General features: G+C 35.7%; 22 protein-coding genes. 8 read left to right on the forward strand and 14 right to left on the reverse strand.

Annotated elements, in window-relative coordinates; all coding sequences use genetic code 11:
- Positions 1–525 precede the first annotated feature (525 nt).
- The 3 genes from ACE38V_RS13925 to ACE38V_RS13935 all read left to right on the forward strand — a co-directional run bounded on the left by ACE38V_RS13925 (position 526) and on the right by ACE38V_RS13935 (position 2,932).
- Positions 526–852 carry a PadR family transcriptional regulator gene (locus ACE38V_RS13925; protein WP_375842039.1) on the forward strand — a complete coding sequence of 109 codons (327 nt, stop codon included), beginning with the start codon at positions 526–528 and terminating at the stop codon, positions 850–852.
- A 5-nt stretch (positions 853–857) separates the two neighbouring features.
- Entirely contained in the window at positions 858–1,697 is an 840-nt protein-coding gene (locus ACE38V_RS13930; protein ID WP_375842041.1) for a DUF1129 domain-containing protein, read from the forward strand.
- 350 nt (positions 1,698–2,047) lie between these two features.
- Positions 2,048–2,932, forward strand: a complete 885-nt coding sequence (locus ACE38V_RS13935) for a hypothetical protein (RefSeq protein WP_375842042.1) — start codon at positions 2,048–2,050, stop codon at positions 2,930–2,932.
- 300 nt (positions 2,933–3,232) lie between these two features.
- Here ACE38V_RS13935 and ACE38V_RS13940 read toward each other — a convergent pair whose 3' ends face one another.
- On the reverse strand, positions 3,233–3,802 hold the full coding sequence (locus ACE38V_RS13940; protein WP_375842043.1) for a TetR/AcrR family transcriptional regulator: 570 nt from the start codon (positions 3,800–3,802) through the stop codon (positions 3,233–3,235).
- Between the two features lie 188 nt (positions 3,803–3,990).
- Here ACE38V_RS13940 and ACE38V_RS13945 point away from each other — a divergent pair, with 188 nt between their 5' ends.
- Both ACE38V_RS13945 and ACE38V_RS13950 read left to right on the forward strand, forming a co-directional pair.
- Positions 3,991–4,929, forward strand: a complete 939-nt coding sequence (locus ACE38V_RS13945) for a ketopantoate reductase family protein (protein ID WP_375842045.1) — start codon at positions 3,991–3,993, stop codon at positions 4,927–4,929.
- A gap of 560 nt (positions 4,930–5,489) precedes the next feature.
- Positions 5,490–5,933 (forward strand): hypothetical protein, encoded by a 444-nt coding sequence (locus ACE38V_RS13950; protein WP_375842046.1) that lies wholly within the window; start codon positions 5,490–5,492, stop codon positions 5,931–5,933.
- 651 nt (positions 5,934–6,584) lie between these two features.
- Here the strand turns inward: ACE38V_RS13950 and ACE38V_RS13955 are convergent.
- The 4 genes from ACE38V_RS13955 to ACE38V_RS13970 all read right to left on the reverse strand — a co-directional run bounded on the left by ACE38V_RS13955 (position 6,585) and on the right by ACE38V_RS13970 (position 12,530).
- Positions 6,585–8,162: a SagB family peptide dehydrogenase gene (locus ACE38V_RS13955; RefSeq protein WP_375842075.1), complete on the reverse strand. Its 1,578-nt coding sequence runs from the start codon at positions 8,160–8,162 to the stop codon at positions 6,585–6,587.
- 15 nt (positions 8,163–8,177) lie between these two features.
- Positions 8,178–10,124: a TOMM precursor leader peptide-binding protein gene (locus tag ACE38V_RS13960; RefSeq protein ID WP_375842047.1), complete on the reverse strand. Its 1,947-nt coding sequence runs from the start codon at positions 10,122–10,124 to the stop codon at positions 8,178–8,180.
- Entirely contained in the window at positions 10,121–12,076 is a 1,956-nt protein-coding gene (locus ACE38V_RS13965; protein WP_375842048.1) for a putative thiazole-containing bacteriocin maturation protein, read from the reverse strand. Before ACE38V_RS13965 ends, ACE38V_RS13960 begins: the two co-directional genes overlap by 4 nt.
- Before the next feature lie 154 nt (positions 12,077–12,230).
- Positions 12,231–12,530, reverse strand: coding sequence for a heterocycloanthracin/sonorensin family bacteriocin (locus tag ACE38V_RS13970; RefSeq protein ID WP_375842049.1), 300 nt, complete (start codon positions 12,528–12,530; stop codon positions 12,231–12,233).
- A gap of 466 nt (positions 12,531–12,996) precedes the next feature.
- Between ACE38V_RS13970 and ACE38V_RS13975 the strand changes: the two genes are divergently transcribed.
- Positions 12,997–13,215, forward strand: a complete 219-nt coding sequence (locus tag ACE38V_RS13975; RefSeq protein ID WP_375842051.1) for a hypothetical protein — start codon at positions 12,997–12,999, stop codon at positions 13,213–13,215.
- A 256-nt stretch (positions 13,216–13,471) separates the two neighbouring features.
- On the opposite strand, the gene ACE38V_RS13980 is transcribed toward ACE38V_RS13975, so the two are convergent.
- From ACE38V_RS13980 to ACE38V_RS14015, 7 genes are all read right to left on the reverse strand, one after another.
- The gene (locus ACE38V_RS13980; protein WP_375842052.1) at positions 13,472–13,918 is read right to left on the reverse strand and encodes an aminoacyl-tRNA deacylase; all 447 of its coding nucleotides are present in this window, start codon (positions 13,916–13,918) and stop codon (positions 13,472–13,474) included.
- A 222-nt stretch (positions 13,919–14,140) separates the two neighbouring features.
- On the reverse strand, positions 14,141–14,911 hold the full coding sequence (locus ACE38V_RS13990) for a DUF817 domain-containing protein (RefSeq protein ID WP_375842077.1): 771 nt from the start codon (positions 14,909–14,911) through the stop codon (positions 14,141–14,143).
- Positions 14,912–15,020: 109 nt separating this feature from the next.
- Positions 15,021–15,245 carry a helix-turn-helix domain-containing protein gene (locus ACE38V_RS13995; protein ID WP_375842054.1) on the reverse strand — a complete coding sequence of 75 codons (225 nt, stop codon included), beginning with the start codon at positions 15,243–15,245 and terminating at the stop codon, positions 15,021–15,023.
- Between the two features lie 10 nt (positions 15,246–15,255).
- A complete protein-coding gene (locus ACE38V_RS14000; RefSeq protein WP_375842056.1) occupies positions 15,256–15,738 on the reverse strand; it encodes a DUF2975 domain-containing protein in 483 nt (160 codons plus the stop codon).
- Positions 15,739–15,988: 250 nt separating this feature from the next.
- A complete protein-coding gene (locus ACE38V_RS14005; RefSeq protein ID WP_375842058.1) occupies positions 15,989–16,441 on the reverse strand; it encodes an SRPBCC family protein in 453 nt (150 codons plus the stop codon).
- Positions 16,442–16,774: 333 nt separating this feature from the next.
- The gene (locus ACE38V_RS14010; RefSeq protein WP_375842059.1) at positions 16,775–17,155 is read right to left on the reverse strand and encodes a VOC family protein; all 381 of its coding nucleotides are present in this window, start codon (positions 17,153–17,155) and stop codon (positions 16,775–16,777) included.
- Between the two features lie 308 nt (positions 17,156–17,463).
- Positions 17,464–17,925 (reverse strand): GNAT family N-acetyltransferase, encoded by a 462-nt coding sequence (locus ACE38V_RS14015; RefSeq protein WP_375842061.1) that lies wholly within the window; start codon positions 17,923–17,925, stop codon positions 17,464–17,466.
- A 371-nt stretch (positions 17,926–18,296) separates the two neighbouring features.
- Here ACE38V_RS14015 and ACE38V_RS14020 point away from each other — a divergent pair, with 371 nt between their 5' ends.
- Positions 18,297–18,758 (forward strand): hypothetical protein, encoded by a 462-nt coding sequence (locus ACE38V_RS14020; protein WP_375842063.1) that lies wholly within the window; start codon positions 18,297–18,299, stop codon positions 18,756–18,758.
- A gap of 302 nt (positions 18,759–19,060) precedes the next feature.
- Here the strand turns inward: ACE38V_RS14020 and ACE38V_RS14025 are convergent, their stop codons facing one another.
- Entirely contained in the window at positions 19,061–19,630 is a 570-nt protein-coding gene (locus ACE38V_RS14025; protein WP_375842065.1) for a cysteine hydrolase family protein, read from the reverse strand.
- A 118-nt stretch (positions 19,631–19,748) separates the two neighbouring features.
- On the opposite strand from ACE38V_RS14025, the gene ACE38V_RS14030 reads away from it, so the two are divergent.
- Positions 19,749–20,360, forward strand: coding sequence for a TetR/AcrR family transcriptional regulator (locus ACE38V_RS14030; protein WP_375842067.1), 612 nt, complete (start codon positions 19,749–19,751; stop codon positions 20,358–20,360).
- Positions 20,361–20,596: 236 nt separating this feature from the next.
- Here ACE38V_RS14030 and ACE38V_RS14035 read toward each other — a convergent pair.
- Positions 20,597–20,687 (reverse strand): IS3 family transposase (locus ACE38V_RS14035; RefSeq protein WP_375841177.1); only part of this gene is annotated, 91 nt, incomplete at its 5' end.

Here is a 20,687-nt window from a genome sequence, read left to right on the forward strand (position 1 = left end):
CTTATAAGGTGGATAGCTTTTGAAATTATTTATGGAACAATGTACTTGCTCACTGATGTCTTTAATGAGGCGTTTCATGCATTTAATAGGACCATTAAGAAAATAAAAAAACAATATCCTTATTGGAAATTTGAAGGATTTTATCAAGTAAAAATTTTCTCATCAAGTTTATTGTTCTGGCTATAACCATTAAATTAAAATAAGCATCCCTTATGAAGGAATGCCCCCTATAACTTTATAAAAAGCTATATTCTATTTTTTAAATCTATTCCCTGTATTCAAATAAATTAGGATAAATACGACGATGCCTAAAAATAAAAAGAAAGCATTTTCCTCTTTGAAAGCATCCTCTTTTTGAAGAAAAAATCCGGATATTTAACTTTAAACAACGTTATTAGTTACCTTTGACTAAACTTTATTTTGAGCCAAGAATCACCTAACATTTACTAGTATGCTTTACAAACTAGTTGTCGTATGATACATTAAATTCAACTAACATGTATTGCAAACTAGTGAGGTGAGTAAATGAAGGAAACTCAATTATTAAAAGGCGTACTGGAAGGTTGTGTGCTATCTATTATTAAAGAACAACGTGTATATGGTTATGAACTGGTGCAAATGATGCGTAATTATGGGTTTACAACAATGGTAGGTGGAACGATTTATCCTCTCATGCAAAAGTTAGAAAAACAAGGGCTAATTAAAAGCACGGAGCTAGCTTCACCCGATGGACCAAATCGAAAATACTTCTTCATTACGCCTGAAGGGGAACATCAATTAGAAGATTTTAAAGAACAATGGAGTTCGTTGATTGTAAAAGTAAATCGAATTATAGAAAAGAACGGAGAGTGAGTGAGTTGAAAAATGATACAGCCAAACAATTAATTGAACAAAATAACAAGTATCGAGAACAGCTAACCCCTGAAAATAAAAAGTACTATGAAGATATTCTTCTATATATGCGAACATTTGGATTTTTCTATGAAGAATTAGAAACAGAACACTATTTAATGACGATCTTGCAAGATATTTTAGAAGCGCAAAAGCATGGTGAATCTGCAGAAGAGTATTTTGGTAAAAATCCGAAAGAAATCGTCGATCAACTGATAAAGCATTTTGATAAACCCTCATGGAAATCAATTTTTAAAATAAGTGGTTTGATTTTTTTAATTAGTTCGTTTTACACTATTTGCGGAAGTTTTATTGCACCAACATTACAAGTAAATGTATTTGTTCTTTTAATGAATGCGATTCTATCAATTGCATCAGTTTATGGCGTCTTTAAATTGTTACATCTGAGTATTTATATAAAAAAACAATTTCCTAAAATCATTAAATTTTTCGTTATTTGGATCTTGCTAATGATTCCATTTGGCTTATTTATCCTCATTCAGTTTTATGCACCGAAACAAGGTATTGTGAAAATTGGTCCCCCATTTGATTGGATGGCCATTCTTGTTATTTTAATCATGGCAATGGTTTATGTTTTATTCAAGAAGAAACGAGAATTCTATGGAGGTCTTGTTTATGTTGTCAGTTTAGGAATCTTTGGTTTATTATTAAGGATTCCACAAACGAAGGAATTTTTCCAAGGTGGTAAAAACCCAACTTATATTGTTCTGGTTATTATTTTGCCTCTTGCGCTCTTTGGACTAGTCAATTGGTTGATTCTTCGAAAAATGAAAGATGAAAATTAATTGTGAATAAAACTTATTTGACTATATAGCCAAACATGAAATAGGCTCGTCATCTTTTGATAATCGCACCCTATTGTTAAATACTATTTTGTATATTATCTATGATACGTACCCCCTCAGCTTCTTCTTGGCTTATTACTAAATCTCCTTAATCAGACTTTTCATATCCTAATAAATTCTGGGTATACGAATTTATTAGGATTTACTTGTTTAAATTAGATTAAAGTTACAAAAAATATTTAAAAGGAGCTTCCTATTTGCTTTCAAGAATAAATAAAAAAAATTATACAGCATACAGCTCTGTAACTAGCCATTCTAAAAAATTTATATGATATACGAGGTATAACACCATGCTCTACATAATAATCACCATTTTCTTTTTGATTTGGGCCATTTTTGTCATTAGAAAAGGTCATCTGTCCTGGCACTCCATATTCAGCATATATATTGTAGCTATTTTTCTAACAGATTATAGTGATGAGATGTTTGATTATTGGCTTAATTTATATGATCTTCCTGCTCATTTGTTACACAATCCACTTGCTGATCAATATTTAGGACTGACCCTATCAGATGGGGTAATATTTCCTCTCATTACTATCGTTTTTTGCTACTATTCTACAACTTATAAACGACCGTGGTTAATTAGTATTTTATTTGCTCCAACAATGGCAATTATTGAATTTATCTTAGCAAAACAAGGATACATGGTTTTACATCACTGGAGTCATTGGAATACATTTGCAATAACTTTTGTTGGGTTTAGAATATTGGCTCATTTCGCTGACAGATTAATTAATTATTCTCCGCCAATTTCCTACCGTATTTGGCTTGTTGGCGTTATGTATACCTGCTATGCATGGCCTGGAGTATTATTCTGGGGATTTGGGCACTTAGCACAGTATAGACTGAAAATTTTTCAAAACTATAATGCAGATGATCGATTTACGGAACTTGTAATAATGTTTCTTCCAGTGTACATTGTTGCCTATTTTGCACCTAAGATCCCCCCACAATATAAGCTTTTCCTATTTATTTGTTTAGGATTTTGCTGGGTTCCTTTTGCTATGTGGATGTATGGAAAAGGAATGCTTATATATTATCAATGGAATCATGCATGGACATTTATTCGATATTTAGCACCCTGCTTTCTTATGTATTGGATTGATCGTTGGGAATTAAATTATCTCTCAAATCCAGGTATTCAAAATAAAAATCATAGTAATCAGAATTAACCATAAAAGGGTGATGCTTTGCCCTAAGGGCTATAACTTGTAGTCCCTGAAAACTACTTTTACTTGTATGATTGTTGCTATTTTTTGATAAAAAAAGGATTTATACCAATATTTGTATAAAATCCTTTGCTTTTATCCTGGCATTTTTGCATATCACAAAAATGAAAAAAACTTATTTATGGTACGGTCACCGTGATATATCTAAACGAGGTTTAATATTTATTTCTGTATTTATTCTGACCAATATACTAATAACTTTTTAGAATCTATTACAAGTTTGGAAATTACTAATAGTACTTTTTATTTCTCATTAAGTGAAGGAATTACTTCATTTCTTGAGAGTAAATTGAAAAGGTGTTTCGTTATTTCTTCACTAGAATAGGGCAAAGAATTTTTTACCCACCATTCAATAAGACCAATAATTGCTACTGACCAAAATTGAATAAATATTTCGCTATTCATATCTTTGTTTATACCTGTCATTTTTAATTGAAATAACATACGGTCTCTGACCATACTTAGTAATTTATCTCTAAAAGTTTGGACTCCATTATTCTCTAATAAGGTAATGAAAATATTTGAGTTTGCTTCGATGTACTCTAATGTTCTTAATAGAAGTGTTTGTGCATTAAAGTTGCTTTTTTCATTTTCATTTGGAACGCAAGATTTAACCAGTTTTTCTAGCTCTTTGTCGATACATTTCTCTAAAATACAGTATTTATCATCATAATTTAAGTAAATTGTTCCTCGACTAACATCTGCCTTTTCTGCAATAGAGTTTATTGTAATTTCTTCAAAGTCTTTTTCTCTCATTAGTTCAATAAGTGCTGATTCTATAGCTTTTTGTGATTTTTTAATTCTTCTATCCATTTTTTCTCCCTTTAACTTGTTTGTATTTGACTAATATTAATAAGCAAAATCTTTAGTAGTGTTTATTAATTAACAATGATTGATATATTAACCATTGATACAATTAATTATACCATAGATAATTAACGTATATTCATTAATAGACATAAGTTCATTTTATATAAATGCAATTAAAGGAGATTATATTTATGAGAGTATTAGTTTTAGGAGCAGGCGTTCTAGGAAGTTATTTAGCGCATTCACTTATAAAGGCAGGAAATGATGTAACTATGTTAGCCAGGGGAAAAAGATATGAACAGCTAAATGATAAAGGCTTAGTCATAAAGCATTATTTTCAGAATAAGACAACTGTTGATAAGTTAAATGTTATATCCGAATTAAAAAAAGATCACTTATATGACTTGGTATTCGTAGTAATGAAATACAATCAGTTCTCATCTGTATTTTTAACTTTAGCAAATAATATAAGTGAAAATATAATTTTTGTAGGTAATAATGCTAATCCAAAAAGAATGGAAGCTGAAATTCAAAAGCTTTCTAAATCTAAAAAAAAAATTGGCTTTGGTTTTCAAACTAGTGCAGGAATGAGAGAAGATTCAGGTCGAGTCGTTTCTATCCATGGTAAAGGAAATGTGATCTTTGGTAATTTGAATGGAGATTTATCACTACAAGAAACAGTCAAAAAAGCTTTCGGTATTCATTATAAAGTGACGATTGAGAAAGATATTGAAGCATGGTTATTAACACATTATGTATTTATTTTACCCATGAATTCCCTATTATATATTAATGATTTTAATACTCAAAAAATATCTAAAAGTAAAGTTGACCTCAATAAGATGATAGAAGCAACAAATGAAGGCCTCAAAGTATTGAAGGCGCATGGTGTAAATATTACCCCTGCATTACAAGGCAAATTAATAAGTGATTATAAAAAACTTTATTACTTTGCAATGAAAATTTATTTTAAATTACCTATGAATAAAATTGTTTCAGGAAGCTTTGATGAAATAGTAGCTTTGTATAATGATTTTGAAAAATTAAAGAGCAATACTAATGTCAATATTAAGAACTGGAATGATCTTGAGAAAGAATCTTTGAAAAAGTACCACATTAACAATATCTAAAAAGCTTTACTGTTCCTAATCGAATAACTAGATGAAACTCAACTATAAAACAAGAAAAAGAGTGGGGTATAAATTAAATATTTTGTTCCGATATGTCACAAACGGGAGCTTAACTTCCTTATGTACGAACCAAAAAAAGCCAAAAATAAACAAGTTTTCTATAAAATCTTGTTTATTTTTGGCTTTTAATTTTTCAGATAAAAACCTCTTTTACTTATGATAAGGTTCACCTTAATGTATCAAAATGAGGTTATTATTAATCTTTTATTTTCCTTTACAAGGATAAATATTTTTTTAAAGTCTGATTTGCAAAAAATAATCCAGCACATAATAAGTATATAAAGCACTTAATGAACCCATATTAAGTTTGGGCAATCAACATGTAATTGCCTCGCCCTCAAAGTGATAGACCACATGAACAGTTTTGCATATGGAGGGTAAATAATAAAGTTACCAATTCACAGAATTAGCGCCGTATTAGGGTGTGTTTTAGAATGTGAATAAAAGAAGTTTCTATTGATTAGACTAAATATGAAACAGTCATGAAAGGAGTATTTTGTATGTTGATAAGCGACAAATTTACTCGCGGGTGGGTTGCGGGAGCTTGTGGAGGCTTATTAGGTGGGATTTTAGGTTTTCAACCATATTACATAGGCATTTCATCAATGCGTATCACTGATTGGTCGTCAATTCTAGTATTAGGGCGTAAGCCACCATTTAGTTTAACTGATCAGTTATACGGGTTATTTGTACTTGCATGGTCGACAGGGTGTGTTGGGATTATATTCGCATTCCTTCTTCCCTTACTTACTGAAAAAAACATATATTTCAAGGGATGGATTATTTTTCTCATTCCTTGGTGGTTAATCTACTTACTTACAGCTCTAGCTAAAATAGAAGGTACTTTGAACCTTTCAGTAATGACTGCGTTAACTAATGGTATTTCTACGTCAATCATGGGGTTGACAGCTGTGTATTGTTATCGGTTATTTGGACCTAAATAGTTAGCGACTATGCATCTGGATTCTTGCACGGCATAGCCATAGATCGCTCAAAGTATCACATGATATCAAAATCCACTTTCTTATATGATGAATACCAATAAGAATTTACGGCTTAAGTTGAATACAAGTGACATAGAACAAAATTTTATTAATATTAAAAGTTCTATATTATTTAGAACCAGGATTCCATTAAAGAAGAGCTTTGTATTCCCTATTCTTAATTGCACATTTTATCCCTCTGTAGCTCCTTGTCAAATCAAGATTTTAAAAAGAATGTTTTTATTTGTCTTTAGTAACAAAACATCTCCAGCGCCTGTAGTTTTAGCCACAAACTATATCAAAGCAGAAGCTCTCCCCATCTAACCTTTAAAACGATAAATTCATCCTTTTTCACCTAATGTAACTAAGGTAAGAGGTATGTCAGGCAATTTAACTATTCCTTCTTCTAAGTCAGTGCAGTTTGTTAAGTAGGAAAGTTCTTCATCCAAAGCTTAAAAGAATGAAGTAATTCTTATTTGATATAATTTTAGATGGGAAAAGCTTTTTCAAATGTCTTAGAAGGGAATTACCGCAGCAATCCCCTTCTTTACACACATTAAATTATTAATTACCCGCTTCAGTGCTCGTTTAAAAAGTATCTACAATCAACAGTTAACCATGCAAACTCCCCTTCAACCAAGGACGATTTCGATAAAAACCGATTGGGAGCTGGATTAGGCTGGTTTTTTCATGTAAAACCAACTTATATAACTCATCGCACAGGTTCACATCAAACCCAAGGAGTGGATGACCATTCATTCCGATGGCTGACGCAGCTAATAGTAATCGTTGCACAAGTATTCCTGCTTCCATTTGCTGGATGCGGTAACCTCTGTATCCTAGTGAAGCTTTATAGTAATCCTTGTCTCCTACCACATGGAAACAGAGTGGAACTTGGAGCAAATTAACATTATCTAAAGACATTCCCGATTGCAGCAGGAGCCGATGATCTCCTTCATGTACCTGGCGCAATGCATGAACAGTGATGTCATACTGATAGCCCCCATTTGGAATACCTTCAACATTATACAAACAGCCAAACAGTAAAACACGGGGATCTTGCTCTATATTTGGATCCTCCAAATCATTTCGATACTTGAAGGACCCAGTAGCCTCCTGCATCAGATTAGCTAGTTGCGATAGACTAACCTTCCCCAAAACAAAATCCATGTCCGGTGAAAAGCGCTTTCTACAAACACTCGCCAGATCATTCGACAACCGCTTGACATAAGGAAGATATATTGGTTGACCCTTTAAATTTTCACTGTCCTTTTCAGGAATTTGCCGAAACAATTGAGTTGAATCCTGAAAAGACGCTTCATTCATCTTAATTAGCATTGGATACTCTTTGACCGTTCTGGACCGGACGTAGTGGTTAAACTGAATCGCAGGCAATTCTCTGCACAATTCGGCTGCCGTGACAATCCCCTCTGAGTCTTTCCCGTTAAAGGACCAAATTGTAGGTTCTACTGTCAGCGGAATAATAGCATACACGCTCTCCTCTTGATCTGAAAGCCCTAAAAGATGGTTGATGGCTCGATCAAGAAACTGGAAATATACTCCCGATTCGAAGCCGAAACGATTCGTTGTTTCAATTATTTGCCCCATCAGCACCCCGGTATCCAATCCTTGGAGACGGTAGGCAAAATTATTATATTTAAAGAAGTTTTTCCAAAACATGGTCGATACAAAAATAGTACCGAAACAAGCAGAAACGGCACAACGATTACCAAGTGCACGAGCAATATAGGAATCGAAATTTCCTTCTCGCAACAACAATAAGCGGTGATGGGCCAAGTCATAATGGTAAATACCAGCAGGCAAATCCTCTATTTTCAGATACATGTACAATTCGTTTGGATACAGCGCCCCGCCCGAAGGAGCAAAGCGCCGATAAGACTGCATGAGTTCTGCAGAGTTATAGCAGGTATCCAAGGTGAATGCGGACTGGGAAAATTGAGTAAGACCGTATACATACCAAAGGAAATGCCCGATTCTACGGAGGTCAGGCGTTTTGGGTGCTTCCGGTTCTTCAAGTGTAATTGGTATTTCATATGACAATGGTATCGCAGGCAAACCACTGTAGAGCTTATAAGGGAGCGGTGCATCATCCCAATCCACTTGCCAGTTTGGGTCGCTTGCCTTATCAATGTCAAAATGAATATTGTACAGAAATTCATCTAAAGTCATCATTCTAGCCACCCCTTATGGAAACGGATGCGGATGTGGATTGAGTTGTTCAACTGTCAGAGGCTGTTTCGTAATCCCCAGTTCCATCGGGATCTTCAAGACCCGCTCCAGACCTGTTATGCGGGTAAGGTGATGTCCGAAAGTCATCGGCAACATCCCCGGAATCAGCACTTTTATGCAAAACAATCCGTTCCGTATCAATTCCTGTGTCGTCTGATCTACCACAATCACATCAAGACCCAATCGGCGAAAAACTTGAAGAATATCCTTCAAATCTTCGGTAAGATCCGTATGATTCGACTTCCAGTTGAACTCCTCAGCAAATGTCCGCAATGGGCGATTATCATCTAGTAAAAACTCAAAGCGCTCCTCCGCTTGCGGCAAACCGTAAAGCATGCCATGATCATCCATTTGTTGCACCAAAGATGCATCTTGCAACATTCCTAGATATTCCTCTCGGTTCGTCTCAAATTTCTCGTCAAGATTCAACATCATGCCGGCTAACTCATGAACCGCACTTTTAACCGCACGCACTGGGTCGAGATGTGCTCCAGCCGCACAGATGAGATTCAATCCCTTTTGCTTCCTATTTTTTGCAACCGCAAAAATACTTGGAATTCCGTGCTCCATTGTCGAGTTATACAAATATAAATCATATCCCGCAACTGACCGCAATCGTTCGATCATCAACTGCAATTCTTGATCGTCTGCGGTAGAAGTGTCAAGACGCGGCAGGGTTAGCTGCGCATACCAGGTCATTAGGAATGAATCACGCTCCACCACTTCCATAATTCCGTAGAAAATGGCCTCCTCCTTGCTTCCTCCTAACGCGCAACCGTTTGAAGTTTCATAGACAAATCCATGTTGCCCACATCCCAAACTGTAATATGCAAGCACTTCGGGAACAAGAATTGGTCGCTCTTCCAAAAATGAATAACCCCAAACCCAATTCATTGGTCGTTCAGGATTAAAAGGTTGAAATGGAAAACCATGCTGCTCATACTGTTCCTTTGTATGCACACCTACTTTGATAGGATTGAGTGCTTTATTTTTCAAATTAATGTAACTATCATAGACTACGGTACGTTTTCCACGGGGTTCCAGCCCACAGTACCGTTCAAGTCCTTCCAAAATGGCGGTTAACTCACTTACTTCATATGAATTGGTTCGGCCTGCAGTTCCCTCATCTCCTTGCAGCAAAGGGAGATTGACACTGACATCAGCAAATGGCGGAACGAGATCAATCATTTTTCCGTTTAACAAGCCAGTTCTATGATCCAAATAATCTTTTACTAGCACCTTCTTCAGATCCTTAAGCGGACGGGAGCGGTAACTGTTTTTGCTGATTTTCGGACTTGGTTGCAATGAAATACGGGCAGTCTCCTCTGAATCGTCGGGTAAACTGCCGCAAATCGAACACAATGGGACAGGCAAGAAGGTGTGCCATGAACTCGTTAAGGTTTTCAAATTGATGAAACCTATCTGTCTTTTCGAGCGACCATTATTACCTTGTAATATTCGGTGTACCTCCTCCTCAATGAAGTGTGCCAACTGCAAAAGACCTGAATTAGATGCCCATACATCCTGCTGTATTCCGCCTGTCTCCTTCAGCCTCTCATCCATCTCCCTTATCTCTTTCCGATCACGTCCTGCCATGTAACGTCGTATGTCCGAACAATGAGAGCACCCCGGTTTCCCCGGTTGAACAAGTGGCCCGACTACACCCTCTCCAAATGAAACGAATCCTCGCAGCCAAGGTGTGCCGATTCGTTTAAAAACCACTTCTGCCTTTTGATGATCATAGGGACTCCAGGCATCATGTAACACCAGAGCTAAATCCGTTTTTTCCGGTATAACGTCCTCGAATTTGGTTTGGCGAACTACATGGTAATGGGTGAATAAATCTCCGCACACACGGTCCGCCAGCAACCCTTCTCCGACAACCAATACGACTGGGTTCACCTGGATTCCTCCCCCCTAAGCAATACACCAAACACGCCTGCAAGTTTCTCTTTCAAAAAAGGTTCAAGTTCTAGTTCAAAGACCAAAAGTCGCTTACTGTTTCGTTCTAGGACTTCTAATACGGACTTTATTGTATCAGCTTGGATCCTCTCATTATAGGCAGGGATATCAAGAGTCTGCGGTTCCTTTACTTCGAGATTGACTGACCTAAGCTCCACTGGAAGTGTATGGTCGAATGATGATTGGACTCCAAAAATAGCGTGTTGCAACGCCTTCCTTAATGCCATCGTTATATTTACATCTACACTGCGATACCATCCCTCATTCGTTCCAACCCATACCACAGGGAAACCGGATATTTCCTTGCCCAATCCAATAATTGGCGCTCCCTGCATCGAAGTCAATGACTGCAAATAAAACTTGCACCTTTCATCTTCCATTTTCCTAACTTGCACTTGAGTGACAGAATTCTTTTTCTCAGGATGTTGCTTGCTCAGTTCGTTTTCTAAGCACTTTTGCAATCCCCGGCATACACTTTCCGCGACTGTTTCCCCTGCACCAATACCAACAAATTCTTGTGGTTCTCCCAAACTATTTACTTCTGAATGTGATGTTAGTGTCGGAACAACTAAAGCGACCATTTGAGACACATATGACTCAATCCCAGTAAGACCTGCCTCTCTTCTTGCCTCTTCGTGAGTCAAACCTGTACAGACTAGGTCTTGAAGTAATCCGGCAGGTCCCTCCGACAATGGATTAACTGCCTGAACGCGGCACTGAGCTAATGGAAGCTGATTTAAATCCCCTTCTTCTAAAATGTGAAAAATCCCGGATTCCTCTGATGTCAACTGGTGGAAATAAAGAAGCAATTCACTCGGTTCCCCTTTTCTCGAGCCATGTTCGACCAGTAATTCGGAGTCCTCCACCCATTTAGCCGACATTCGTCCAGTCACGAGTGGATGTGGAAAGAACGAATGCCAATTTCCTTCCATCGTATCCAAATCCAGCAGAAAGAAATGATTATTCTGTTTTGATTTAGTTACTCCAGTAATCTTTTTAAACAATTCAAATACAATCACATTTGCCAACATTGCTCCCGCTGTGGAAGAGAAGCCGGCTATTTGCCTGTCTTTCATGAGCACTGAATGGTGCAATCTACGCCACGCAGACTCCCAGCACACGTCAGAGTCCGGATGCACTAATGGTCCTGCTATACCGACCTTCTGTAAGCAAATAGCGGGGAGAAAAACCTTTTTCTCTCCCAGGCAAACCGAATGAAGAAGACGCAGTTCCTCCAGATCCCCTTCCTCTGACACATACAAAATAAAATCAAATGATTGAACCACTTCCCTCCAAGATCTAACCCCATTCTCCTTTAGTGTAATCTCCTCAACTTCCACCTCTTGATCTGTTTTACGAGCGTGTGCTACTAGTTCCATTAACCTCCGTCTATTGGTCGGTATCTTGGCCGTGATGAGCAGTTTGAACTTAGGCAAACCCGATTCCAGCAACGCTGAAACTAACGAACCAAAAAAAGGACCGGAACCAACTGCCAGCACTTTGGACTGCCGATAGGATTGAAAGCGGTATGCCCCCGAATCAACAAAATTGTTCACAAATTCAATTTGAGGACCGTACTTTTTAACCAAGTGATCCTCCAATTGATGTGGGTGGTCTTTGCTTACATCGCTAACGAACCCATTTCGATATAGTACTTCCGCAATTTCATACACCCGTTTCCTGTGAGGGTCCGGTAATCCGTCTGTTAAATTCTCCAACGTGTACTCACCGTTGAACATCGGAATTAGCTTTTCCACCCACTTATCAATCGAACTACCTTCCATACGGAACGAGCTAATGTTGTTCCGAAAATACACACCTTTGTTAGAATCAGGGAGAAAAAAAGTGTCCCTTTTTACTTTCAGACGCATAGAAGGGCTTAAACTTGTCATATCGTTCCTCCTCGCAATTGTCCTCAAATCTGCTCAATACATCACTATAATCTTATGTATCTCCGTTTGTCCCATATGTTTATTAATAATGACCGCCCAAGCAAAAACTCATGCGTGGGCGGTCTCTTTACATCGAGGAACCACTAAATTATTTTTAACCGCCGCAACGATGAGAACAACGGGAGCAACGGGAACATCTAAAACAGCTAAAACAACTGAAGCAACGGAAACAACTAAAACAGTTAAAGCATCTAAAACAACTAAAGCAGCGGCCAAAACCACCAAAACCACTAAAACCGCCAAAACCACCTAAACCACCTAAACCACCAAAACCACCAAATTGTCGTTCCTGATCAACATAGTACAAGTTTGGATCAATTGAAACTGGTTCACTCACCTGGAAATCTCCAACATTTAACATTTGAAGCTCATTTTGCCAAGGATTCATTATCATACCTCCGTTTAGTAATTATAATAGACATGACTTGCCGACCATAAGAAAGGGGAAAGAGCAATCATTTTGAGAAAACAATACGCTTACTGATATATCCTCTTCTCTTTATCAAGTTATGTAATTGGGATGGGTATTGTAACTGATTCAAAAGCCTATTTTCATTGGAATTCGTATGGATTTTAACAAATAACTTACAATTGAGTTCATTTCATCATTGTCTTTTTGAATTGAATATTTTGCCCATTTTTCACCCCAAGAGCCATAAGGCTGACGATTGATAATATTTTCTTTCCACTGATTAATGAAAAGAGAGCAAATCTTTGCTGATTTCCTCTCTTAATGGTCTCCTCATCTAAAAACAAGTTGCACTGCATTTTACAAATATTTTTTTAGTGAATATGGATTAAAATTCTTTTTATGTAGCATTCTATATTTTGTGTTCAATAAAAAAGGAGGAAATATAAAGATGACAAATCAAATCGACACGAATAAATTGAAACAAGCAGAGGCAGCTTCTTCGCTCGTCAAAGATATGATTACTTCTGCGATTGAACAATCTGCTGCAAATACAACACTTGCTTCAGAGGCCTTAAAACAAGCTTCAAGTGAGGTTGCCCAGATTCAAACTTTAATAAGCCAGGTGCAATCTCAGCTTCAAACCCAATCTTCTTCAACAAGTGAATAAAAAAGAATTGGGCTGTCTAAAAAGTCCATTTTAGGATAAGTCCAAACTAAAAACCCGAGAATGTTAAAATAACAGCATTCTTGGGTTCTACTTTTTAACGTTTTTAGCTAAAAAAACTATTTTTCGGACATCTCCTTTTTCATTAAATAATGGACATCATTTTGAGGCTTTTTTCAAAAGTGAGCGAGCTTTTGCATTGATTTGTAATTCATTACGTCCGCCTAATGCAAAATAAAAAGCCAACATTTTTTTCCTGTTAATTGAATGTTGTTACCACCTGATTTAATTGAATTAAGGCTTGCGGTTCAATTTTTAAGGTGAATGTTGATTGTCCTGTACCTCCATAAACAAAATCATAGTCGAAAAGGCTTATGTCAAGCACACAAGGTAAATCAAGGCCCACCATACGAACACTGCCAACCTCAAACCCTGTAACCTTTTGAACTTCCTTCGGAGAAGCTAATTTTACTTTACGACAACCTAACATATCAGCTATACTTTCAAAATCAAGTCTGCTACGATTTCCCGATACGATTAAAACAAAGAATCCTTTATCCGTTTTTAAAATTAATGATGGTGCGGTTTGCCCAACTTCAATCCCAAAATATTCGGAACCATCTTGTCTTGTTAATATTGGTTTTTCATGATGAATTAGCTCGTATTTATATTCACTTCTCTCCAATATTTCTTGCAAATCATTCATAGGAACACCCCCAATATTTAGGTGGTATTTAAAGCAGTTCTATTTTCTATATGACCTGTTAAACAAGACCCACATTTTTTAAATTTAAATAGACGCAAACTCATAAGTTTCTGTTATTTCAAATACTATTAATGTCAGCAGAAGCTTTCTCATACGCTGTTTTGTGTTTTCGTTTCTGAGCCTCATTTAAGAACCAAGCAAGGTAGTTGTCAAGACTAGTCTTTATTCTAGTGGATTTTTTCCTTTAACCAGCTTTAACGTCGCTACAATAAGAAAACTAACAATTACTAATAAAAGCCATGAACTTACCTTCCCTAGATGAACAAGACTCCATGCATCAGTTTGGTTTGGATATTCCCAAGCTCCAAAGAAAGTTGCGATATTCTCTGCGATCCATATAAAAAATCCAATAAGCACAAAAGAAAGTGCTAGTGGCATACGGTAACGAATCCCGGCAATCTCATATGTAACCCAAGATTTCCAAAAGACGATAATAACAAGTCCAGATAGCCACCATCGAACGTCAATCCAAAAATGGTGGGTGAAAAAATTCAAATATATCGCTGCTGCGAGAGGCATAACAACCAAAAACGGTGGCCACTGAACCAGTTCAACCTTAAACCTCCTCCAAGCCTGGCAAAGATAACTCGCGACACTTGCGTACATGAATCCACTATATAAAGGCACTCCCAATATTTTGATATATCCTTCCTCAGGATAGGACCAAGAGCCCATATGAACCTTGAAAATTTCAAGAGCAAGCCCAATAAGGTGGAACAAAGTGATCACTTTTAACTCATCCCGTGTTTCAAGTCCTGAATGCACCATCCACCATTGCATTATCAGACAGATGATGAGCAACCAGTCATATCGTGGTAGGAAGGGAAGTGGTATGATTTGTGTTAAAGCCAAAGAGGCAAAAATTACGACTGGAAACAGACATGATAAGGCCTGCTCCCAACCAAAACGAACGAGTTGTAGGACTGCTCTCATGTTTTGTGCATGTAAAGGTTTTTTCTGAGAAATATTTTGAATAGGTAAATTCATGAGTAACTCCTCTTTTATGAGCTTGATTCCTTGAAGAAAAGGAAAAATATCAATTTTATTTTTCTTGAGTAATGTCATTATTTTTGTATTCTAATATATCTCCAGGTTGACATTCTAAAGCCTTACAAATGGCCTCTAAAGTTGATAATCGAATAGCTTTTGCCTTTCCGTTTTTCAAAATCGAAAGGTTAGCCATTGTTATTCCGACTCTCTCCGAAAGTTCTGTTACACTCATTTTTCTTTTAGCCAACATCACATCAATATTGATAATAATTGCCATTATTTTCACCTCAGATCGTTAAATCATTTTCTGATTTTATATGAATCGCTTCTTGCAAAAGTCGTTGGAGTAAAGCAGCAAAGACTGCGATCACCATTGAAGCAAAAATAATGATTAATCCGAGTAATATGACACCTGGTGCGTCATCCTTCTCCGCTACAAAATAAAAGAGTGGCATGCCTATCACATATATGATACTGATTGTGATTGCACAGTTTTTTATCTTCTTTAATGCCATTACAGATAATTCAGAGAACGCTTTGTTCTTGTCAATATAGTGTAAAAGATTAAACGCCTGATACAGAGCAAAGTAAAATGGGATCGTTGCTGCATACAAGACGATAAAAACGAGATATTTTATATAAGCCATATGAGGATATAGTTCTCCTGCATAATCCGCTATCTTAGGCACTAAAAATATGCACAGAGCAAGAATTGGGATTCCAATAAAAATAACAGCTATCTTGAGAAAAAGTGTTGATCCTCGTTTCATGAAAAAGCACCTCACTTATTATTGTTCAATTTATTTTAACTAAAAGTTTATCGTTTTACAATAAAATTATATTGATTTTATTTATTTAATTGTTGTTAGACAGAAATAAAGAGCATTTCTCAAAACACAGAAATACTCTTAAACTTTGAAATTCTTAACTTGTTCAACTAGATGAATACTCTCTTTCTGGTAAAAATATCAAATGTATATTATACGATAAAGCGGCAGCGTCAATTCAAAAAGGATATTCCTAAAGATTTCTATCTTTCATTCTTTGATCTAACTGTTCTAGAACGAGTGGCCAAGCTTGCTCATGTCCATTTCTGGATTCTTCATCTGGAAAACCTGAATGTATTAGCTGTAATTTCGTTCCTGCTCCATAAGGCTCAAAGATTACAGTAATAACTGTCTCCGATCCCTTTGTTCCACCTTCTCCAGTAACCCAGGTCATTTCAATAAGACTGTTTTCTTCAAGCTTTAAAAACCTTCCGTAATGTGGATGACGTTTATTCTCATATTCAGTTTCAAAAAAGAAGCATGTGTTAATTTTCCCTTCCATGATTACACTCCCAGGTGCAGCAAACCATTGGTCAAACTGATTTGTCCATGCTTGAAAAAGTATATTTGGTGGTGTTTCCATTAATCGTTCTACGCCAAGTTTAAAAGGTCTTGCGGAAAGATCAGGGATACGAATAGGCTTCATAACTTACCTCCTGTTAATTTTCATTTTTAGTATCATAATGCCCTTTTTTCAACGATTATGCTCAAAAATCCAAAATTCCATTTTATTGAAATTTACTAATTCATTTTAATGAGTGTTGAACATTTCTTATCGCGGTCAGAAAGAACCTGCTGACAAATTTTATGAACAAACTCCTTATTAATGAACTTTTTCCCTTCATTATCAAGAAACTCATAAAAAATACTATTGTTTTAATCCGTTGTTTCATTGATGATTACAAAATAATTCCTTCCTATTTTGACAAAAAAGCCAGTGAATCGCCACTGACTTTCCGTTAATTAAGTCCATATTTTATTAAATCATCCCTTTTGAATTCAGGTTTTGAATCATTTCTACCCTGTTGCCAAATGGATCTCTAAATTCAAACCTGTCGAAATTTGGAATTGGGACCCCATAAAGTATTTCTATATTTTCTTTTGCTAATCTATTTTTCCAATAGCTGATATCTTCAACTTCGTAAGCAATGTGTGCTTTCGTATTTAATCGATTAAAACCATCTTCTGTTCCAACATGCACATCTTTATCGCCGACTTTTAACCAAAAACCTCCTCGGCCTTTAAGAGAATTGGGTTTTTCGATTTCTTGTAAACCTAGAATTCCACAATAGAAGTTTTTACCTTCTTCTTCCGTCCCCTTTGGAATCGTTATTTGAACGTGATGTAACCCTTTAATCATATTACCACCTCTAATAAAGCGTATATTTGTAAACAAACCCCTTTAACTTAAGGATACAGCACTTCATTAATAAATTAAATTTTATATTAATTATAAAAACGCATAAGAATTTCTTATCGTTCATACTTATTAGAATATATTGTTTTTTTGAACTAGCTTCAGATTGTCCGAACATAACCTTAAGAGTTATTTCTCTTTTATCAAATTCCTTAAATCCTGACTTTTCACATAAAAAGGCAGCATTCCTGCTGACTCATTTTCCATTTTTTTCAGAATAGATTTTTAGTTGAGAAAGTACATCCTTTGTATCATGATGATTTAGTTTCCATAATTATGGAACGTGGGAAAAATCCAAAATTTTCATAGAAAGTTGCAGCATCTTGATTTCCGTACACCACGGTTAATTCTATTTCAAAGATACCCTTTTCTCTAAACCATTTCAGTGCATTATTCATTAGTTTGGTACCTAAATGGTTTCTGCGATAGCTTTCATCAACATATAAAACCTCTATTTTTCCGCTTGCATCCTCTCTATATTCTATTGAAAATGCTATTAGATTCATTGTCTTTTTATCATAAAATACCTCAATCCTGTATTCTCCAATCTCCGTATTTTTTCTATATTTTTTAATACGTTCTTCAAATGTTATCCTGGGATAATCACCAGAAAAATATTTAGAATGAGTATTATGGTAAGTATGCAATTTTTCTAAAGGTTCTCTTAAAATTTCAATTTCATCAAGTGTAATTTGTTTTTCTAGTATATCCATACTTTCAACTCCACTAATTCCAATAAAATATTTAATCAATCGATAAAGATACTTACAAATGATTAGACGATAATAAAAAATGCATCCATTTTAAGCGATCTCCATATAATAACCCCCACACGATCTGTAACGAATTATAGATTTCTATCAATCAATATCACTATTAACTCAAATTATGTAATATTTTACCATGTGCTACTCTTACCTGGCAAATTGGAATTTTTCTGAAACAATTCAGCAATTAATAAAAGGTGAACACTTTGTATCCTGAATCAACATTTAGACAAAAATGATGAAATTATTCTACAATATTATTCCAAAATGTGTTAATTTATGTATAGATTAAGATAAAAATAGAGGAGATGTAGTATTTGCAATATATCATTTTTGCTAGCAGTTTATTGTTTATTATTTATATCTATGCTGTAACAAAGGATCTACTCATTGATACTCAGGCAGCAATAAAAAAACAACTTTATTGGATTTTTCAGTTCTTGAAATTTGCACCAGTGTTAGCCTTAGGGATTTTAACAATTTTAGTATTCACTTATTTACATACAGAACCTGGGATTCGGTTTTCTCACGCTTGGAATGTATCGCTTTTCTGGACTTATGCAACCTTTTTATTCTTCATATTTCGGTTAACTAAAAAGAAACTTAGTCTATTTTTTGCTGGAATATCCTTTTTAATCGCTATTTATAATACTCCATTATTTCGTTATGAACATTTATTTCACGGTAGCAGTGTACTAATTTCTGATATTATAGGGGTGTTTATGTTCCTTTTTATGTGGGCTGCGACATCTAAAATAATGACGAGAAAGTTAATATAAAAGAGCTTGGAATTTTCCCAAGCTCTTTTCATTATTAAATTACCTTTTTGAAATTCAACAACAAACTTTGATTAAATAGAAATCGATAAAGTATCCCACTTTCCTTTAAGTACGTTATTCTATTATGAAGTTACTGTTGAACAAAAGAAAAAGTTTGCATTTCAACTTTTTTTGTTTGATGATATTAGGAATGATCGAACTTACTTTTATATAAAAAAGCCAACAGAATCTGTTGACTTTGTAATTGCTGAATGCTCATTTAAAGGGTCAGTTCCAACTTAAAAGAAACCAACATTCATGATTTAAGTTAAGGTGTCAATCCAGTCTTGAACATTCAATACATCCGCTTGACGAGGAAATACCTTCTCGATTAGAACTCGGTGAACCTCTGGATCTGCATCGAGGCAAGCGTCAGCTAGTACTTTTATCTTAAAATCTTTGTCTGCTGCCTCACGTAAAGTCGACAAAACGACCCCACTCGTAGCAATCCCGCTAAGAACAAGCGTATCAATTTGTTGTGAACGAAGGGTCACTTCAAGATTACTTCCAGCGAATGCACTAACTCGATACTTGGTTATAACTGGCTCATTTGGTATTGGTTGAAGAGATTCGTGAATTTGTGTGGATGAATCAGACAAGGTCATTCCACCATTTTTAGAGATTGTTGAGAATATTTTATTTTGTGGGCTGACCTCCGGATATCCTTCGCTAAACCCTACTCGAACAAAAATAACTGGTATATGGTTTTCACGTGCAGCTTCAACAGCTTTTTGAAACGGGTGAAGAACTTCCGTGTTTTCTAAGTAACGGGATACAATCCCATTTTGAAGATCCATTATTAATAGAGCTGATTTCTTATTTTGATTTTGCATACGTTGTAAAAACCTCCTTTAAGGATTAAAATCAATTGGAGACCTCTCCGTTTTATATTAAATGGAGACCTCTCCGTTTGTCAAGATGGATATGCATTGAATTATAGGATGTGATTTCATGATAAATGATGAAAATAAAACCCGTTCACGGACTGAGCGACGTGATGCTGCAAAGAATCGTCAGCTTATATTAGATACAGCCCATAGACTATTTGAGCAATATGGCGTTGAACATGTAAGCATGAATCAAATTGCCACAGCAGCACAAATAGGTCCGGGAACACTCTATCGCCGTTATCGAAACAAAGGTGAATTATGTCTAGATTTAATTAAAGACGGTATTGATCTATTTTTCGAGGATATCGAAATGTACTTGGAGGAGAATGATGCAGTTCCGCCTAATCAAAAACTGAAAGAAATACTATGCATTTTTATTCGATTCAGAGAAAAGAAAGCACAACTGCTTACAGGAGTCGAGGAAAACAAGTCAACGAATCCCCTTAAGTCGCAAACTCAAAGCCCTTTATATGTGGAATTACATCAAATATTGGTCGAACTATTTGATGAAATGGCCACAAATGAAGAGACCCATTCACTCAGTATCTTTAAAGCAGATATGGTGTTAATGGCTTTAAGAAGTGATTCATATTTTTTCCAGAAGAATGTACGTAGTTACTCTCCTGAAGAAATATTGGAACGACTTTGTTCAACATTTATTTCCAATCATTAAAACTTTCTCTGAAAAAGCCTAATATTGTAAAATACAAGCGACGTCATTAATAGAAAACTTGCTTCTATTAACAATTAATCCAATGAATCTCATAAAAGTGTAGCCTTGCGAATACAAATGAAAAAGGGTAGCAAATAAATGTTTAGAAAGTAGCCAATTAGGTTTTTATAGAAAAAAAGCAGAAGATTTTATTCGCTATCTGAAGTGACCCCTAAAAGTTAGACACGGTTATTTCATTAGGCTGCTTGCTCAAAATGAGTTCGGTATTGCACCGGGCTCATTTTTAATTTTGCCTTCATCCGTTTCGTATTATAATATTCCATATAT

Origin of the sequence: Cytobacillus sp. Hz8 (genome assembly GCF_042263505.1) — a bacterium.
In the GTDB taxonomy this organism is placed as follows: domain Bacteria; phylum Bacillota; class Bacilli; order Bacillales; family Cytobacillaceae; genus Bacillus_BE.

Coding starts and splice junctions, on each gene's coding strand:
- ACE38V_RS13925 (WP_375842039.1), top strand. CDS start 526: ATGAAGGAAACTCAATTATTAAAAGGCGTACTGGAAGGTTGTGTGCTA.
- ACE38V_RS14000 (WP_375842056.1), bottom strand. CDS start 15,738: ATGAAACGAGGATCAACACTTTTTCTCAAGATAGCTGTTATTTTTATT.
- ACE38V_RS13995 (WP_375842054.1), bottom strand. CDS start 15,245: ATGGCAATTATTATCAATATTGATGTGATGTTGGCTAAAAGAAAAATG.
- ACE38V_RS13975 (WP_375842051.1), top strand. CDS start 12,997: ATGACAAATCAAATCGACACGAATAAATTGAAACAAGCAGAGGCAGCT.
- ACE38V_RS13935 (WP_375842042.1), top strand. CDS start 2,048: ATGCTCTACATAATAATCACCATTTTCTTTTTGATTTGGGCCATTTTT.
- ACE38V_RS13965 (WP_375842048.1), bottom strand. CDS start 12,076: ATGACAAGTTTAAGCCCTTCTATGCGTCTGAAAGTAAAAAGGGACACT.
- ACE38V_RS13940 (WP_375842043.1), bottom strand. CDS start 3,802: ATGGATAGAAGAATTAAAAAATCACAAAAAGCTATAGAATCAGCACTT.
- ACE38V_RS13955 (WP_375842075.1), bottom strand. CDS start 8,162: ATGACTTTAGATGAATTTCTGTACAATATTCATTTTGACATTGATAAG.
- ACE38V_RS13980 (WP_375842052.1), bottom strand. CDS start 13,918: ATGAATGATTTGCAAGAAATATTGGAGAGAAGTGAATATAAATACGAG.
- ACE38V_RS14015 (WP_375842061.1), bottom strand. CDS start 17,925: ATGGATATACTAGAAAAACAAATTACACTTGATGAAATTGAAATTTTA.
- ACE38V_RS13990 (WP_375842077.1), bottom strand. CDS start 14,911: ATGAGAGCAGTCCTACAACTCGTTCGTTTTGGTTGGGAGCAGGCCTTA.
- ACE38V_RS14005 (WP_375842058.1), bottom strand. CDS start 16,441: ATGAAGCCTATTCGTATCCCTGATCTTTCCGCAAGACCTTTTAAACTT.
- ACE38V_RS13945 (WP_375842045.1), top strand. CDS start 3,991: ATGAGAGTATTAGTTTTAGGAGCAGGCGTTCTAGGAAGTTATTTAGCG.
- ACE38V_RS14025 (WP_375842065.1), bottom strand. CDS start 19,630: ATGCAAAATCAAAATAAGAAATCAGCTCTATTAATAATGGATCTTCAA.
- ACE38V_RS13970 (WP_375842049.1), bottom strand. CDS start 12,530: ATGATAATGAATCCTTGGCAAAATGAGCTTCAAATGTTAAATGTTGGA.
- ACE38V_RS13950 (WP_375842046.1), top strand. CDS start 5,490: ATGTTGATAAGCGACAAATTTACTCGCGGGTGGGTTGCGGGAGCTTGT.
- ACE38V_RS14030 (WP_375842067.1), top strand. CDS start 19,749: ATGATAAATGATGAAAATAAAACCCGTTCACGGACTGAGCGACGTGAT.
- ACE38V_RS14010 (WP_375842059.1), bottom strand. CDS start 17,155: ATGATTAAAGGGTTACATCACGTTCAAATAACGATTCCAAAGGGGACG.